The organism is Thioalkalivibrio sp. AKL10 (assembly GCF_000381845.1).
GTDB classification, from domain to species: domain Bacteria; phylum Pseudomonadota; class Gammaproteobacteria; order Ectothiorhodospirales; family Ectothiorhodospiraceae; genus Thioalkalivibrio; species Thioalkalivibrio versutus.
Window position 1 is genome coordinate 213,211 of sequence record NZ_KB907142.1, and the last position, 14,241, is coordinate 227,451.

Annotated in this window: 28 protein-coding genes; all 28 read right to left on the bottom strand. The window is 62.0% G+C overall.

The genetic code is table 11. The annotated features are described in order from the left end of the window. Positions 1 to 6 precede the first annotated feature (6 nt). A complete protein-coding gene (rpoA, locus tag G333_RS0101000; protein ID WP_018168204.1) occupies positions 7 to 996 on the bottom strand; it encodes a DNA-directed RNA polymerase subunit alpha in 990 nt (329 codons plus the stop codon). A gap of 30 nt (positions 997 to 1,026) precedes the next feature. After that, the gene (rpsD, locus tag G333_RS0101005) at positions 1,027 to 1,647 is read right to left on the bottom strand and encodes a 30S ribosomal protein S4 (protein ID WP_018146440.1); all 621 of its coding nucleotides are present in this window, start codon (positions 1,645 to 1,647) and stop codon (positions 1,027 to 1,029) included. A 15-nt stretch (positions 1,648 to 1,662) separates the two neighbouring features. Beyond that, positions 1,663 to 2,052, bottom strand: a complete 390-nt coding sequence (gene rpsK / locus G333_RS0101010; RefSeq protein ID WP_017941093.1) for a 30S ribosomal protein S11 — start codon at positions 2,050 to 2,052, stop codon at positions 1,663 to 1,665. A gap of 21 nt (positions 2,053 to 2,073) precedes the next feature. Further along, the gene (gene rpsM / locus G333_RS0101015) at positions 2,074 to 2,430 is read right to left on the bottom strand and encodes a 30S ribosomal protein S13 (protein ID WP_018139891.1); all 357 of its coding nucleotides are present in this window, start codon (positions 2,428 to 2,430) and stop codon (positions 2,074 to 2,076) included. A 66-nt stretch (positions 2,431 to 2,496) separates the two neighbouring features. Next, positions 2,497 to 2,610 carry a 50S ribosomal protein L36 gene (gene rpmJ, locus G333_RS14520; RefSeq protein WP_077277041.1) on the bottom strand — a complete coding sequence of 38 codons (114 nt, stop codon included), beginning with the start codon at positions 2,608 to 2,610 and terminating at the stop codon, positions 2,497 to 2,499. Positions 2,611 to 2,625: 15 nt separating this feature from the next. Next, positions 2,626 to 3,972, bottom strand: a complete 1,347-nt coding sequence (gene secY / locus G333_RS0101020) for a preprotein translocase subunit SecY (protein ID WP_018146441.1) — start codon at positions 3,970 to 3,972, stop codon at positions 2,626 to 2,628. A gap of 3 nt (positions 3,973 to 3,975) precedes the next feature. Then, positions 3,976 to 4,407 carry a 50S ribosomal protein L15 gene (gene rplO, locus G333_RS0101025; protein ID WP_019627437.1) on the bottom strand — a complete coding sequence of 144 codons (432 nt, stop codon included), beginning with the start codon at positions 4,405 to 4,407 and terminating at the stop codon, positions 3,976 to 3,978. 2 nt (positions 4,408 to 4,409) lie between these two features. Then, positions 4,410 to 4,589: a 50S ribosomal protein L30 gene (gene rpmD, locus G333_RS0101030; protein WP_018146443.1), complete on the bottom strand. Its 180-nt coding sequence runs from the start codon at positions 4,587 to 4,589 to the stop codon at positions 4,410 to 4,412. Positions 4,590 to 4,592: 3 nt separating this feature from the next. Then, positions 4,593 to 5,099, bottom strand: a complete 507-nt coding sequence (gene rpsE / locus G333_RS0101035) for a 30S ribosomal protein S5 (RefSeq protein ID WP_018146444.1) — start codon at positions 5,097 to 5,099, stop codon at positions 4,593 to 4,595. A 26-nt stretch (positions 5,100 to 5,125) separates the two neighbouring features. Further along, on the bottom strand, positions 5,126 to 5,479 hold the full coding sequence (gene rplR, locus G333_RS0101040; RefSeq protein WP_018168206.1) for a 50S ribosomal protein L18: 354 nt from the start codon (positions 5,477 to 5,479) through the stop codon (positions 5,126 to 5,128). Positions 5,480 to 5,489: 10 nt separating this feature from the next. Then, positions 5,490 to 6,020 (bottom strand): 50S ribosomal protein L6, encoded by a 531-nt coding sequence (gene rplF / locus G333_RS0101045; RefSeq protein ID WP_019627438.1) that lies wholly within the window; start codon positions 6,018 to 6,020, stop codon positions 5,490 to 5,492. Between the two features lie 10 nt (positions 6,021 to 6,030). After that, complete coding sequence (rpsH, locus tag G333_RS0101050; protein ID WP_018146447.1) at positions 6,031 to 6,423, bottom strand: 30S ribosomal protein S8; 393 nt, start codon at positions 6,421 to 6,423, stop codon at positions 6,031 to 6,033. 14 nt (positions 6,424 to 6,437) lie between these two features. Then, positions 6,438 to 6,743 carry a 30S ribosomal protein S14 gene (rpsN, locus tag G333_RS0101055; RefSeq protein ID WP_019563614.1) on the bottom strand — a complete coding sequence of 102 codons (306 nt, stop codon included), beginning with the start codon at positions 6,741 to 6,743 and terminating at the stop codon, positions 6,438 to 6,440. A gap of 15 nt (positions 6,744 to 6,758) precedes the next feature. Beyond that, positions 6,759 to 7,298, bottom strand: a complete 540-nt coding sequence (gene rplE / locus G333_RS0101060; protein ID WP_018146449.1) for a 50S ribosomal protein L5 — start codon at positions 7,296 to 7,298, stop codon at positions 6,759 to 6,761. Positions 7,299 to 7,316: 18 nt separating this feature from the next. Beyond that, positions 7,317 to 7,631: a 50S ribosomal protein L24 gene (gene rplX / locus G333_RS0101065; RefSeq protein WP_018146450.1), complete on the bottom strand. Its 315-nt coding sequence runs from the start codon at positions 7,629 to 7,631 to the stop codon at positions 7,317 to 7,319. 7 nt (positions 7,632 to 7,638) lie between these two features. Continuing rightward, complete coding sequence (gene rplN, locus G333_RS0101070) at positions 7,639 to 8,007, bottom strand: 50S ribosomal protein L14 (protein WP_018146451.1); 369 nt, start codon at positions 8,005 to 8,007, stop codon at positions 7,639 to 7,641. Between the two features lie 22 nt (positions 8,008 to 8,029). Continuing rightward, positions 8,030 to 8,296 carry a 30S ribosomal protein S17 gene (gene rpsQ, locus G333_RS0101075; RefSeq protein ID WP_018146452.1) on the bottom strand — a complete coding sequence of 89 codons (267 nt, stop codon included), beginning with the start codon at positions 8,294 to 8,296 and terminating at the stop codon, positions 8,030 to 8,032. Between the two features lie 4 nt (positions 8,297 to 8,300). After that, a complete protein-coding gene (rpmC, locus tag G333_RS0101080) occupies positions 8,301 to 8,495 on the bottom strand; it encodes a 50S ribosomal protein L29 (RefSeq protein WP_018168209.1) in 195 nt (64 codons plus the stop codon). Continuing rightward, complete coding sequence (rplP, locus tag G333_RS0101085) at positions 8,495 to 8,908, bottom strand: 50S ribosomal protein L16 (RefSeq protein WP_017941078.1); 414 nt, start codon at positions 8,906 to 8,908, stop codon at positions 8,495 to 8,497. Before rplP ends, rpmC begins: the two co-directional genes overlap by 1 nt. Before the next feature lie 10 nt (positions 8,909 to 8,918). Beyond that, complete coding sequence (gene rpsC, locus G333_RS0101090; RefSeq protein WP_018146454.1) at positions 8,919 to 9,599, bottom strand: 30S ribosomal protein S3; 681 nt, start codon at positions 9,597 to 9,599, stop codon at positions 8,919 to 8,921. A gap of 2 nt (positions 9,600 to 9,601) precedes the next feature. Next, entirely contained in the window at positions 9,602 to 9,943 is a 342-nt protein-coding gene (gene rplV / locus G333_RS0101095) for a 50S ribosomal protein L22 (RefSeq protein ID WP_018146455.1), read from the bottom strand. 9 nt (positions 9,944 to 9,952) lie between these two features. Beyond that, complete coding sequence (gene rpsS / locus G333_RS0101100) at positions 9,953 to 10,225, bottom strand: 30S ribosomal protein S19 (protein ID WP_018146456.1); 273 nt, start codon at positions 10,223 to 10,225, stop codon at positions 9,953 to 9,955. A gap of 12 nt (positions 10,226 to 10,237) precedes the next feature. Further along, positions 10,238 to 11,059: a 50S ribosomal protein L2 gene (gene rplB, locus G333_RS0101105; protein WP_018168210.1), complete on the bottom strand. Its 822-nt coding sequence runs from the start codon at positions 11,057 to 11,059 to the stop codon at positions 10,238 to 10,240. Positions 11,060 to 11,061: 2 nt separating this feature from the next. Beyond that, positions 11,062 to 11,358, bottom strand: coding sequence for a 50S ribosomal protein L23 (rplW, locus tag G333_RS0101110; protein WP_018146458.1), 297 nt, complete (start codon positions 11,356 to 11,358; stop codon positions 11,062 to 11,064). Next, on the bottom strand, positions 11,355 to 11,960 hold the full coding sequence (gene rplD / locus G333_RS0101115) for a 50S ribosomal protein L4 (protein ID WP_018168211.1): 606 nt from the start codon (positions 11,958 to 11,960) through the stop codon (positions 11,355 to 11,357). The genes rplW and rplD overlap by 4 nt, the downstream gene beginning before the upstream one ends. 4 nt (positions 11,961 to 11,964) lie before the next feature. After that, positions 11,965 to 12,609 carry a 50S ribosomal protein L3 gene (gene rplC / locus G333_RS0101120; protein ID WP_018146460.1) on the bottom strand — a complete coding sequence of 215 codons (645 nt, stop codon included), beginning with the start codon at positions 12,607 to 12,609 and terminating at the stop codon, positions 11,965 to 11,967. A 110-nt stretch (positions 12,610 to 12,719) separates the two neighbouring features. Further along, positions 12,720 to 13,031, bottom strand: coding sequence for a 30S ribosomal protein S10 (gene rpsJ, locus G333_RS0101125; protein WP_017941070.1), 312 nt, complete (start codon positions 13,029 to 13,031; stop codon positions 12,720 to 12,722). A 5-nt stretch (positions 13,032 to 13,036) separates the two neighbouring features. Next, positions 13,037 to 14,227 (bottom strand): elongation factor Tu, encoded by a 1,191-nt coding sequence (gene tuf, locus G333_RS0101130; RefSeq protein ID WP_018168213.1) that lies wholly within the window; start codon positions 14,225 to 14,227, stop codon positions 13,037 to 13,039. Positions 14,228 to 14,241: the final 14 nt, after the last annotated feature.

Genomic DNA, 14,241 nt, shown 5'->3' on the forward strand with positions numbered 1-14,241 from the left:
CCGTGATTACTCGTTGTCGTCGCGCAGACCCGGCGGCGGCCAGTTCTCGAGACGCATGCCGAGCGACAGCCCGTGGGTCGCCAGCGTGTCCTTGATTTCAGTCAGCGACTTCTTGCCGAGGTTCGGCGCACGCAGCAGCTCGACCTCGGTGCGCTGGACGAGATCCCCAATGTAGTACAGGTTCTCGGCCTTCAGGCAGTTGGCCGAACGCACCGTCAGTTCCAGCTCGTCCACCGGACGCAGCAGCACCGGGTCGATCGCACCACCCACGGCACCCGCCACTTCGGCCGACTCTTCTTGCAAGTCCACGAACGGCGCCAGCTGGCCCTGGAGGATCGTCGCGGCTTGACGCACGGCGTCATCCGGGGCGATCGCACCATTGGTTTCGAGCTCGAGCACCAGGCGATCCATATCGGTCCGCTGGGCCAGACGCGCGCTTTCGACGCGATAGGACACGCGGCGAATCGGGCTGAAGCTGGCGTCCAGCAACAGTCGACCAATACCCGTGTCATCCCCACCCTCGGCTTGCCGACGCGTGCTGACGGGTTCGTACCCGCGACCCGCGCGAGCCGTCAGAGTGATGTCCAGATCCACGTTCTTGGTGATCGTCGCGATCACGTGTTCCGGGTTCACCACCTCGACATCATGGTCGACCTGAATGTCGCCGGCCGTCACCACGCTCGGACCCTTCTTCCTCAGGGTCAGCGTGGACTCGTCGCGGCTGTGCATCCGCAGCGCAACACCCTTCAGGTTCAGCAGGATGTCGACAACATCTTCCTGTACCCCTTCGATGGTGGTGTACTCGTGCAGCACGCCTTCAATCCGGGCCTCGACAATGGCGGCACCCGGGATGGACGACAGCAACACACGTCGCAGGGCATTGCCCAGGGTGTGGCCGAAGCCGCGTTCCAGCGGCTCGAGGGCGACCTTGGCCTGATTCCGATTCTCGGCCTCGACCTCGATCTGCTGTTTCTTGACCAGTTCGTTCGACTGCATTGTGACTCCTGGCGCCAGGCCGAAAAACGATTACTTCGAGTACAGCTCGACGACGAGCGACTCGTTGATGTCCGCAGGCAGATCGGAACGATCCGGGATCGCCTTGAACGTACCCTCGAACTTGCTGGTGTCCACTTCGATCCAGCTCGGGAACCCGGTCTGCTCGGCCAGCGTCATCGAGTCCTGGATGCGCACCTGCTTGCGCGCCTTCTCCCGGACCGTAACCACGTCGGACGGCTGCACCTGGTAGGCCGCGATGTTGACCACCTGGCCGTTCACCTGGATCGCTCGATGCGCAACCAGCTGGCGCGCTTCGGAGCGGGTGGAGCCGAAGCCCATGCGGTACACCACGTTATCCAGACGACCTTCCAGCAGCTTCAGCAGGTTCTCACCCGTCGAGCCCTTGCGCTGAGCGGCCTTCTTGTAATAGTTGCGGAACTGCTTTTCCAGCACGCCGTAGATGCGGCGAAGCTTCTGCTTCTCGCGCAGCTGCACGGCGTAGTCCGACAGGCGAGTACGGCGTTCACCGTGCTGACCCGGCGGCTTGTCGAGCTTGCACTTTGTTTCCAGCGCACGGACCCCACTCTTCAGGCCCAGGTCCACGCCTTCACGGCGACTCAACTTGCATTTCGGTCCAATGTAACGAGCCATTCTTCAACTCCAGCCTTAAACGCGGCGTTTCTTGGGCGGCCGGCAGCCGTTGTGAGGGATCGGGGTTACATCACTGATGTTCGTGATCTTGAACCCCGCATTGTTCAGCGCACGTACCGCCGACTCGCGACCCGGACCCGGGCCCCGCACCATCACGTCGAGATTCTTCACGCCGTGTTCGGCCGCAGTCGTCCCGGCGCGCTCGGCCGCGATCTGCGCAGCGAACGGCGTCGACTTGCGGGAACCACGGAAGCCCGAACCACCGGAGGTGGCCCAGCTGATCGTGTTCCCCTGCCGGTCGGTGATCGTGATGATCGTGTTGTTGAACGTGGCGTACACATGAGCCACGCCCTCGGCGATATTTTTGCGGACCTTTTTCTTGGTCCGTGTTTGCGCTTGTGCCATGTACCTGAGATCCCAGTCTGATTACTTGCGAATCGGGCGACGCGGGCCCTTTCGGGTGCGTGCATTCGTCTGCGTCTGCTGACCGCGCAGCGGCAGGCCGCGACGGTGGCGCACGCCACGGTAGCAGCCCAGATCCATCAATCGCTTGATGTTCATGCTGACTTCCCGGCGCAGATCCCCTTCCACGGGGATCTTGTCGATCTGGGCGCGCAGCGCATCCACTTCGGCATCCGTCAGATCCCGCACCTTGATGTCCCGACGCACACCCGCCCCATCGCAGATCAGGCCGGCCCGAGTCGGGCCAATGCCATAGATCGCGGTCAGCGCGATTACCGTGTGCTTCTGGTCAGGAATATTGATTCCAGCGACGCGAGCCATCCAACTTCTCCATCAAAATCCGGCAAAGCCGGCTATAGTAGCAATGATTATGCGTTACGCCAAGCTTCAGCCCTGACGCTGCTTGTGGCGGGCGTCGGAACAGATCACCCGGACCACGCCATTACGCCGAATGACTTTGCAGTTCCGGCACATCGGCTTTACAGATGCACGTACCTTCATGGTCTTTCTCCTGGTCTAGCGGATCCCGGTCCCGCCGAAACCCTTCAGATTCGCTTTCTTCATCAAGCCTTCGTACTGGTGGGACACCAGATGCGACTGCAACTGCGCCATGAAATCCATCACCACGATCACGATGATCAGAAGCGAGGTCCCGCCAAAGTAGAAGGGCACGTTCCAATACAGGATCAGGAACTCCGGCAGCAGGCACACTGCGGTGATGTACACCGCCCCCACCGCCGTCAGTCGAGTCATGACCCCGTCAATGAATCTCTCGGTCTGGACACCTGGCCGGATCCCCGGAATGAAGGCGCCCTGCTTCTTCAGATTTTCCGCCGTATCGCGTGAGTTGAACACCAGCGCGGTATAGAAGAAGCAGAAGAAAATAATCGCAGCCGCATAGAACATCACGTACAGCGGCTGTCCCGGGGCCAGCGTCGTCGAGATCTCGCGCAGCCAGTCCATCCCTTCAGCCTGGCCGAACCACTGCCCCAACGTCGACGGGAACAGAATGATACTCGACGCGAAGATCGGCGGGATCACCCCGGCCATGTTCAGCTTCAGCGGCAGGTGCGAGGACTGGCCACCGACCATCTTCCTTCCCACCTGGCGCTTGGCGTAATTGATCGTCACTCGGCGTTGCCCGCGCTCGACGAACACCACGAAGGCGGTCACCGCCAGGGCCAAGACGATCAGAATCACCACGAATGCTGCCGCCAGTTCTCCGGTGCGGGCCAACTCCAGGGTTCCGCCAATCGCGCCCGGAAGCCCTGCGACGATACCGGCGAAGATGATGATCGAGATCCCGTTGCCAATGCCGCGTTCCGTAATCTGCTCACCCAGCCACATCAGGAACAGCGTCCCCGTCACCAGCGAGACCACCACGGTGAAGATAAAGATCGGGCCGGGGTTGAGGGCCATCGGCATCCCCTGGATGGTCTGACCATTCAAGGCAATCCCGATCCCGATACTCTGGAACAGCGCGAGCGCCACGGTCCCGTAGCGCGTGTACTGCGTAATCTTGCGCCGTCCCTGTTCGCCCTCTTTCTTCAACTGCTGGAGCGCCGGTACGGTCGCGGCCAGAAGCTGCATGATGATGGCGGCCGAGATATACGGCATCACCCCCAGGGCAAAGATCGACAGGCGCTCCAGCGCCCCCCCGGAAAACATGTTGAACATGTCCAGGATGGTCCCGCTTTGCTGTTCGAAGAACTGCGAGACGGCCACCGGGTTAATACCGGGCACCGGAATGAATGTACCGATCCGGTACACCACCAGGGCACCCAGAACGAACAGCAGGCGTTGGCGTAACTCGGTAAAACCGGTGAGCCCGCCACCGGAACGTGCTGTCGCTCCACGTGCCATTATTTAGGCCCCAACGCTCCCGCCAGCGGCTTCGATCGCCGCCCGCGCACCCTTGGTGACGCCCACGCCCTTCACGGCACAGGCCTTCGAGACTTCACCGGAGGCGAAGATCTTGGCGCTCTGCGCATCGCTGCGCACGACGCCTGCAGCCTTCAGGGTGTCCAGGGTCACGTCGCCGTCGACCTTGGCCAGTTCGCTGAGACGCACTTCGGCCGAATACTGTTGCTTGCGCGAGCGGAAGCCCACCTTGGGCAGGCGACGCTGCAGCGGCATCTGGCCGCCTTCGAAGCCGACCTTCGTGTAACCACCCGAGCGAGACTTCTGGCCCTTGTGGCCGCGGCCGCCGGTCTTGCCCAGACCGGAGCCAATCCCCCGACCGACGCGCTTGGCCGGCTTGCGGGCACCGTCGGGGCTGGAAATGTTATTCAGTCGCATGATTAGACTTCCTCTACCTTCAGCAGGTACGAGACCTTCTTGACCATGCCCAGGTTCTCGGGCGTGGCCTCAATGATCGCGCTGCTGTGGGTCTTGCGCAGCCCGAGTCCACGCACGCACGCCTTGTGCGTGGCGATACGGCCGGCGGTGCTGCGTACCAGTGTCAGTTTCAGCTTGCTCATGGCTTAGCTCTTCACTTCGTCGACGGACTTGCCGCGCTTGGCCGCAACCCGTTCCGGCGAGTTCACCATGGTGAGCCCGTCGATGGTCGCCTGCACGACGTTGATGGGGTTGCGCGAACCGACACACTTGGCCAGCACGTTACGCACGCCCGCTACTTCGAGCACTGCGCGCATCGCGCCGCCGGCGATGATCCCGGTACCCTCAGAGGCCGGCTGCATGTAGACATTGGCCGCGCCATGATGCCCGTTCACCGCATAGTGCAGCGTGCCTTCATTCAGCGACACATTGCGCATTTCCATGCGCGCCTGCTGCATTGCCTTCTGAATCGCAGCCGGCACCTCGCGCGCCTTCGCGTATCCGTATCCGACTCGTCCCTCGCCATCACCGACGACGGTCAGTGCGGCAAACCGGAACTGCCGGCCGCCCTTGACCACCTTCGCAACGCGGTTGACGCCAATCAGCTTTTCCTGGAGGCCGTCCTGCGCTTCGCTTACATCGTTACGTGCCATTTCTCTCTCCGCTCGATCGCGTTTGACTAGAACTGCAGGCCGCTTTCACGGGCAGCGTCGGCAAGTGCCTTCACCCGTCCGTGATAACGAAAACCCGCGCGGTCAAACGCGACCTGTTCGATCCCTGCTTTGCGCGCACGCTCCGCGATGGCCTGGCCCACGCGGGCGGCGGCCTCGGCGTTGCCGGTGGAACCCCCGGCATTCTTCAGATCCTTTTCCACGGTCGACGCCGCGGCAAGCACCGCGTCGCCCGAGGGGGCAATGATCTGCGCGTACATGTGGCGCGGCGTCCGGTGGATACAGAGACGATGCACCCCCAGCTCACGGATCTTGAACCGTGCGCGCCGCGCCCTCTTAAGTCTGGCCTCTTTCTTGTCCACTGGTGCCTACCTACTTCTTCTTGGCTTCTTTGCGCATGATGCGCTCGTCTTTGTACTTCACGCCCTTGCCCTTGTAGGGCTCCGGCGGGCGGAAGGCGCGAATATTCGCTGCCACCTGGCCCACCTTCTGGCGATCCGTTCCCTTGACCACGACCTCGGTCGGGGTCGGTGTCTCCACCGTCACGCCTTCCGGAATGTCGAAGTCGATCGGATGCGAGTACCCGAGCGTCAGGTTCAGCTTTGCGCCCTGCATTTGGGCGCGATAGCCGACGCCGACCAACTCCAGCGCCCGGACGAACCCTTCGCTCACCCCGTGGACATGATTGCCCAGGAGTGCCCGAATAGTACCCGCCAACGCGACATTCTTCGCGTCCTCCGTGGCCTTCACTCGAACCACCCCGTCCTCGACGGTAACGATCACGGCCTCGGGGCAGGTGAGCTGTAGCTCGCCCTTCGGACCCTTGATCTTGATCTCGCTGTCCGACTGCTCGACGGAGACGCCTTTCGGCAGCTTGATCGGCAGATTTGCAATGCGCGACATGGCTGATTCCTCAGTAAATCTTGCAGAGGACTTCGCCGCCCTGGCCTGCGGCCCGGGCAGCGCGGTCACTCATGACACCCTGTGGCGTGGAGACCACGGCAACCCCGAGACCGGCGTTAATCCGCGGCAGCTCGTCCTTGCCGCGATAAATCCGCAGGCCCGGACGCGAGATCCGCTCGACGGTCTCGATGACCGGCCGTCCCTCGAAGTACTTCAGCTTCACCACCAGCTTCTTCTGGGCAACTTCGCCCTCGACCTGGATGTCGCCTACGAAACCCTCATCGGCGAAGACCTTAAGGATTCGCTCCTTGGCCTTGCTGAAAGGAATGGCGACCTGCTCCTTGTTCGCACGCTGGGCGTTGCGAACACGGGTGAGCATGTCGGAAATCGGATCGGTCATCATCGGTTCAAATCTCCTTACCAGCTCGCCTTGCGCAGGCCCGGAATCTCGCCCTTCATGGCGTGTTCGCGCAGCTTGTTGCGCCCCAGGCCAAACCGGCGGTAATAACCTTTCGGCCGACCGGTGACGCCGCACCGGTTCGTCTGCCGAACGCGCGCGGAATCACGCGGCAGCTTTTGCAGCGCATGCATGGCCGCCAGGCGTTCTTCGGACGACTTGGTCTCGTCGACCAGGATCGCCTTCAGCTCGGCCCGCTTGGCCGCGTACTTGTTGACCAGTCGCTCGCGCTTTTTCTCGCGTTCGAGCATCGATGTCTTTGCCATGTGCGCCTACCTCGGTTACTGCCGGAACGGGAATCGGAAGGCCTCCAAAAGGGCCTTGGCTTCCGCGTCCGTTCTTGCACTGGTGGTAATCGTGATGTCCATGCCGCGCAATTTGTCGACACGGTCGTAATCGATCTCCGGGAAGATGATCTGTTCCTTGATGCCCATGCTGTAGTTGCCACGGCCATCGAAGGCTTTCGCGGAAAACCCGCGGAAGTCCCGCACGCGCGGCAGCGCTACGCTGATCAGGCGATCCAGGAACTCGTACATCTGCCGCCGGCGCAAAGTGACCTTGCAGCCGATCGGATAGTCATCGCGGATCTTGAACCCGGCGATCGACTTGCGCGCCTTGGTCACCACCGGCTTCTGCCCGGCAATGGCCGTCATGTCGCTGACCGCGTGCTCGATCACCTTCTTGTCCGCAACGGCATCACCCAGACCCATATTCAGGGTCACCTTGGTGACACGCGGGATTTCCATCACGTTGGCATAGCTGAACTGCTCGCGCAGGGCCTGCTTCACCGTGGATTCGTATTCTTCTCTCAAGCGTTCCATAAAACCGTCCGTCCCGCGTTATGCGTCCACGACTTCGCCGTTCGAGCGGAAGACCCGCACCTTACGGCCGTCTTCCAGGGTCTTGAACGACACGCGATCACCCTTGTCGGTTGCTGGGTTGAAGACCATCACGTTGGACACATCGATCGGCATTTCCTTCTCGATGATCCCACCGCCGACACCCTGTTGCGGGTTCGGCTTCTGATGCTTCTTCACCATGTTGATGTTCTGAACCAGAACCTTGCCATCGAGGACCTTGATAATGGTGCCCCGGCGACCCTTGTCCTTGCCAGAAATCACGACGACATCGTCGCCTTTGCGAATCTTGTTCATCACGTCCTCACAGCACTTCCGGGGCGAGGGAGATAATCTTCATGTACTTCTCCCCTCGCAGTTCACGCGTCACCGGCCCGAAGATACGGGTGCCGATCGGCTGGTGCTGGTTGTTCAGCAGGACCGCGGCGTTGCGGTCGAAGCGGATCAGCGATCCATCCGCACGGCGCACGCCCGCGGCCGTGCGCACCACGACGGCGTCATAGACATCGCCCTTCTTCACCTTGCCACGCGGGATCGCATCCTTGACGCTCACCTTGATGACGTCGCCCACCCGGGCGTACCGGCGGTGCGACCCGCCCAGCACCTTGATGCACTGGATGCGTCGGGCACCGCTGTTATCGGCGGCCTCGAGCACGGTCTGCATTTGAATCATGACTTATCTCCTGGCAGCCGATTCAGAGAGCGTCCTGCCCGACCACTTCGATCAGGGCATGATGCTTCTGCTTGGAAATCGGCCGGCATTCACGGATACGAACCCGATCGCCCATGCGCGATACATTTTCTTCGTCATGGACGTGCAGTTTCGTGCTGCGACGAATGAACTTCCCGTACAGCGGATGACGGACGCGACGCTCGACAAGAACCGTGCGGGTCTTGTCCGTCTTGTCGCTAATCACGCGCCCGACGACGGAACGCTGAGTCCTGGAACCTTCTTCGGTCATTGTCTTAACCTGCCCTTCTACGTTCATTCATCAGCGTCTTGATCTGCGCGATCTCGCGCCGCACCTTGCCGACACGATCCGGGCGCGCCAGCTGCCCGACCGACTTCTGCATGCGCAGGCCGAACTGTTCCTTGTAGAGCGCTTCCAGCTCCTGGTCCAGATCGCCGTCCGACTTCTTTCTGAGCTCTTCTGCTTTCATCACATCACCTGCCGACGGGTAAACACCGTCTTGACCGGGAGCTTGGCGGCGGCCAGACGCATTGCTTCACGCGCAACGTCTTCATGCACACCTTCCATCTCGTAGAGCACGCGGCCGGGCTGGATCTTGCAGACCCAGTACTCGACACCGCCCTTGCCCTTGCCCATGCGCACTTCAAGCGGCTTCTTGGTGACCGGGACGTCCGGGAACACCCGGATCCAGATCTTCCCGCCACGCTTGATGTGACGCACCATCGCACGCCGCGCCGCCTCGATCTGGCGCGCGGTAATGCGACCGCGTTCCACGGCCTGAAGGCCGTACTCGCCGAAGCTGACCTTGGCGCCGGTGGAGGCCATGCCCCGGTTCCGGCCCTTGAACTGCTTGCGGAATTTGGTTCTTTTTGGCTGCAACATGGTCTATGTCCTAGCTCGCGTTGGCCGCAGCGCGCGTCCCTTCGACCGGTTCCAGGCCGAAAACTTCGCCCTTGAAGATCCACACCTTGACGCCGATGATCCCGTAGGTCGTACGCGCCTCGGCGAAACCGTAATCGATGTCCGCACGCAGGGTGTGCAGCGGTACGCGGCCTTCGCGGTACCACTCGGAACGCGCGATCTCGGCGCCATTGAGGCGACCGGCCACGTGCACCTTGATACCCTGAGCACCCAGGCGCATCGCGTTACCCACGGCGCGCTTCATCGCACGACGGAACATAATGCGGCGTTCAAGCTGCTGGGCGATGCCTTCCGCGACCAGCTGAGCTTCGATCTCGGGCTTGCGCACCTCTTCGATATTGATCTTGACGTTGCCCTGCTCCAGGCCCGTCTCGGCTGCCACTTCGCGGCGCAGCTTCTCGATGTCCTCGCCCTTCTTGCCAATCACAATCCCCGGACGTGCCGTGTGAATCGTGATGTGCGCGGCCTTGGCGGGACGCTCGATGGTGATTCGGCTGACCGACGCGTGGGCAAGTTTCTTCTGCAGAAACGTGCGCAGCTTGATGTCGTTGTTCAGCGTTTCACCAAACTCGCGACCGTCCGCGTACCAGGTCGCCGACCACGGGCGAGAAATGCCCAGCCGGATGCCGGTTGGATGTACTTTCTGACCCATGGTTAGTTCGCTCCCTTCTCGCTCACGCCCACTACAATGTGGCTAGTGCGCTTCATGATGCGGTTGCCGCGACCCTTGGCTCGCGCCTGCATGCGCTTGAGAACCGGGCCTTCGTCGATCTGGATGCGCGAGATGCGCAGCTCGTCGATGTCTGCACCGTCATTGTTCTCCGCATTGGCAATCGCGGACTCCAGCACCTTTTTTACAATCGCTGCCGGCTTTTTGGGGCTGAAAGTCAACTCGTTCAGAGCCTCTTCCACCCGCATACCACGAACCTGGTCGGCGACCAGCCGCGTCTTCTGCGGCGAGATGCGCGCGTAGCGCAGTTTTGCAATCGTCTCCATCGTTCGTCCTCAGCGCGACTTCTTGTTGGCGATGTGACCCTTGAAGGTCCGCGTCAACGCAAACTCGCCCAGCTTGTGGCCGACCATGTTTTCGTTGACCAGCACCGGAATATGCTGACGCCCGTTGTGTACCGCGAGGGTGAGACCCACCATCTGCGGGATGATCATCGAGCGGCGCGACCAGGTCTTGATCGGACGCCGATCGTTCTTCTCGAGCGCCTCATCCACCTTCTTGCGAAGGTGATGATCGACGAACGGGCCTTTCTTCAGTGAACGCGGCATGCTGGCACTCCGTTACTTCTTGCGCCGACGCACGATCATGCCGTCGGTACGTTTGTTGTTGCGGGTCTTGTAACCCTTGGTCGGGCGGCCCCACGGGGTCACCGGGTGACGCCCGAAGTTGCGACCTTCACCACCACCATGCGGGTGGTCGACCGGGTTCATCGCGGTGCCACGCACGGTTGGGCGGACACCCATCCAGCGTTTGGCACCGGCCTTCCCGAATTTCTTGAGGCTGTGCTCGCTGTGACCGACTTCGCCGATCGTGGCCCGGCACTCGGACTGGATGCGGCGCATCTCACCGGAGCGCAGGCGAATCGTCGCGTGCGCGCCTTCACGTGCCACGACCTGGGCCGAGGCACCGGCGGACCGCGCAATCTGCGCTCCCTTCCCCGGCTTCATCTCGATGCAGTGAATCACCGTGCCCACCGGAATGGAGCGCAGCGGCATCGCGTTACCCACGCGAATCGGGGCCTGCGAGCCGCTAGTCACGGCATCACCCTGCTTCAGCCCGCGGGGCGCAATAATGTACCGGCGTTCGCCGTCAGAGTACAGTACTAACGCCAAATGAGCGCTGCGGTTCGGATCATACTCCAGCCGCTCGACCTTGCCGGGCACGCCGTCCTTGTTCCGCTTGAAGTCAACGATGCGGTAGCGCTGCTTGTGGCCACCACCGACGTGCCGCGTGGTAATGCGGCCAGCGTTGTTGCGGCCGCCCGAGCGAGTCTGCTTTTCGAGCAGCGCCGCGTGCGGCGCCCCCTTGTGCAGACCCTCGCCGCGGATCTTCACCGCGTGACGGCGCCCGGCAGAGGTCGGATTGGTCTTGATAATCGCCATGACTAGACCTGTTCTCCTTCACCCATGTCGATGCTCTCGCCTTCAGCGAGGGCCACATAGGCCTTTTTCCAGTGGTTGCGACGCCCGAACATGCGACCGAAGCGCTTGTTCTTGCCCTGCTGGTTCAATGTGCGCACGTGCTCCACCCGAACCTCGAACAGCTTCTCGATCGCGGCCTTGATCTCGGCCTTGTCCGCATCCGGCAGCACACGGAACACGTATTGCCCCACTTCGCCGGCGTTGGTCGACTTCTCCGACACCACCGGACCCTGAATAATCTGCATCAGACGCGAATTCATGCCAGCCACTCCTCAAGCTTGCGGATGGCGCCTTCCGTAATCACGACCGTATCGGCCCCGACCAGGTTGGCGGGATTGACACCGCTCACATCGATCACATCCACGTGCGGGACGTTGCTCAACGCACGTTCGGTCATCGCGTCATCCTCGGCCAGCACCACCAGCCCCCGCTCCAGGCCGAGCTCGCCGAGCTTGGCAATGCCGTCACGGGTCTTGCCCGACTCGACGGCGAATGCAGCGACCACTTTCAGGCGATCCTGCCGCAGCAGTTCGGAGAGGATGGACGCCATAGCGGCGCGGTACATCTTCTTGTTCAGCTTCTGCGAGAAATCCTGAGTGCGCGCAGCGAACACCTTGCCGCCACCCGTCCACAGCGGGCTGCGAATCGTACCAGCGCGAGCCCGCCCAGTCCCTTTCTGGCGGAACGGCTTGATGCCGCCTCCACTGACCTGGGCCCGGGTCTTCTGGGCACGGGTCCCGCTGCGGGCGCCGGCCAGCTGAGCGACGACGCTCTGATGCACCAGTGGTTCATTGAAATCCCGCTCAAAGCAGGTGGCGGACAGCTCCACGCTGGCCCCGGTATCGGCAGTCGTAACTTGCATTGTTTTAACCCTTCGCCTTCACGGCCGGACGAATCATCACGTCGGTACTCGGCGCGCCCGGCACGGCACCCTGAACCAGGACCAGGCTGCGATCAGCGTCGACGCGCACCACCTTGAGGTTCTGGATGGTTTTGCGCTCGGCGCCCATGTGCCCGGCCATCTTCTTGCCCTTGAACACACGGCCCGGGCTCTGGTTCTGACCAATGGAACCGGGAGCGCGATGCGCCAGCGAGTTACCATGGGTCGCGTCCTGGGTGCGGAAGTTGTGACGCTTCACGGCACCCTGGAAACCCTTGCCCTTGCTCTGAGCGGTCACATCCACGATCTGCCCCTCCTCGAACCGGTCGACGGTGATTGCATCACCGGCAGCCAGGCCTTCGAGGTCGGTCTCGTCGACGCGAAACTCCCACAGACCGCGCCCGGGCTCCACCGACGCCGCGGCGTAGTGCCCAGCCTCCGGCTTGCTTACCCGGGACGGCTTGCGCGAGCCCGCCGTCACCTGGACCGCGTTGTAGCCGTCGCCTTCGGTGCGCTTGATCTGGACCACGCGATTGTTGTCCACCTGTAGCACCGTAACCGGCACAGAGACGCCATCGTCCGTAAAGACGCGCGACATGCCGAGCTTGCGACCGATGAGTCCAAGAGCCATTACAAAACCCCTTCCGTATCAGACGGCGCTGACAAGCGCCCTAAAGCCGTGGCCCGGCGAAAATTCCGCCGGGCCACGGAAAGCCCAATAGTATGGCAGAAAATTTAACGTTAGTTAAGCCTGATCTGAACATTTACGCCTGCAGCCAGATCCAGCTTCATCAGGGCATCCACGGTCTTGTCGGTCGGATCGAGGATATCCATCAGTCGCTTGTGCGTGCGCAGCTCGTACTGGTCCCGCGCGTCCTTGTTGACGTGCGGCGAAACCAGGACGGTGTACGCCTCGCTCTTGGTCGGCAGGGGGATCGGGCCCTTGACTCGGGCACCGGTCCGCTTCGCAGTCTCGACGATCTCGGCCGCGGAACGGTCGATCAGTCGATGATCAAAGGCCTTCAGACGAATTCGAATGCGCTGGTTAGCCATCTGGTTCACTCAATAATCTTGGAGACGACGCCGGCGCCCACAGTGCGGCCGCCTTCGCGGATCGCAAAGCGCAGACCGTCTTCCATCGCGATCGGATTGATCAGGGACACCGTCATCTTCACGTTGTCACCCGGCATCACCATCTCGGTGCCTTCCGGAAGCTCCACCGAGCCCGTCACGTCCGTCGTGCGGAAGTAGAACTGCGGACGGTACCCGTTGAAGAACGGCGTGTGACGACCGCCCTCTTCCTTGCCCAGGATGTACACCTCGGCTTCGAAGTGCGTGTGCGGGGTAATCGAACCCGGCTTGCACAGCACCTGACCACGCTGGACGTCGTCACGCTTGGTGCCGCGCAGCAGAATTCCGACGTTGTCGCCCGCTTCGCCCTGATCCAGCAGCTTGCGGAACATCTCGACACCGGTGACGGTGGTCTTCTGCGTGTCGCGAATGCCGACGATCTCGATCTCTTCGCCCACCTTCACCACGCCGCGCTCGATACGACCGGTCACCACGGTGCCGCGACCGGAGATCGAGAACACGTCTTCCACCGGCATCAGGTACGCGCCGTCCACGGCACGCTCCGGCTCCGGAATCCAGGTGTCCATCGCCTCGACCAGCTTGTAGATCGCCGGGGCGCCCACTTCGCTCTCGTCACCTTCCAGCGCCTTCAGCGCGGAACCGGTGATGACCGGGGTGTCGTCACCCGGGAAATCGTACGAGGACAGCAGGTCGCGGACTTCCATCTCGACCAGCTCCAGCAGCTCCGGATCATCGACCATGTCGGCCTTGTTCAGGAATACCACGATGTACGGAACACCGACCTGACGCGCCAGCAGGATGTGCTCGCGGGTCTGCGGCATCGGGCCATCGGCCGCCGACACCACCAGGATCGCGCCATCCATCTGCGCCGCACCCGTGATCATGTTCTTCACGTAGTCCGCGTGACCGGGGCAATCGACGTGCGCATAGTGACGAAGGTCGGATTCGTACTCGACGTGCGCGGTCGCAATCGTAATACCGCGGGCCTTCTCTTCCGGCGCGTTGTCGATCTGGTCAAACGCACGGGCTTCACTACCGTACTTCTTCCCCAGCACCGCCGTCATCGCCGCCGTCAGCGTCGTTTTCCCATGGTCCACATGACCAATCGTACCTACATTCACATGCGGCTTCTTACGCTCGAACTTTTCCTTGGACACAGCTCAAACCTCTT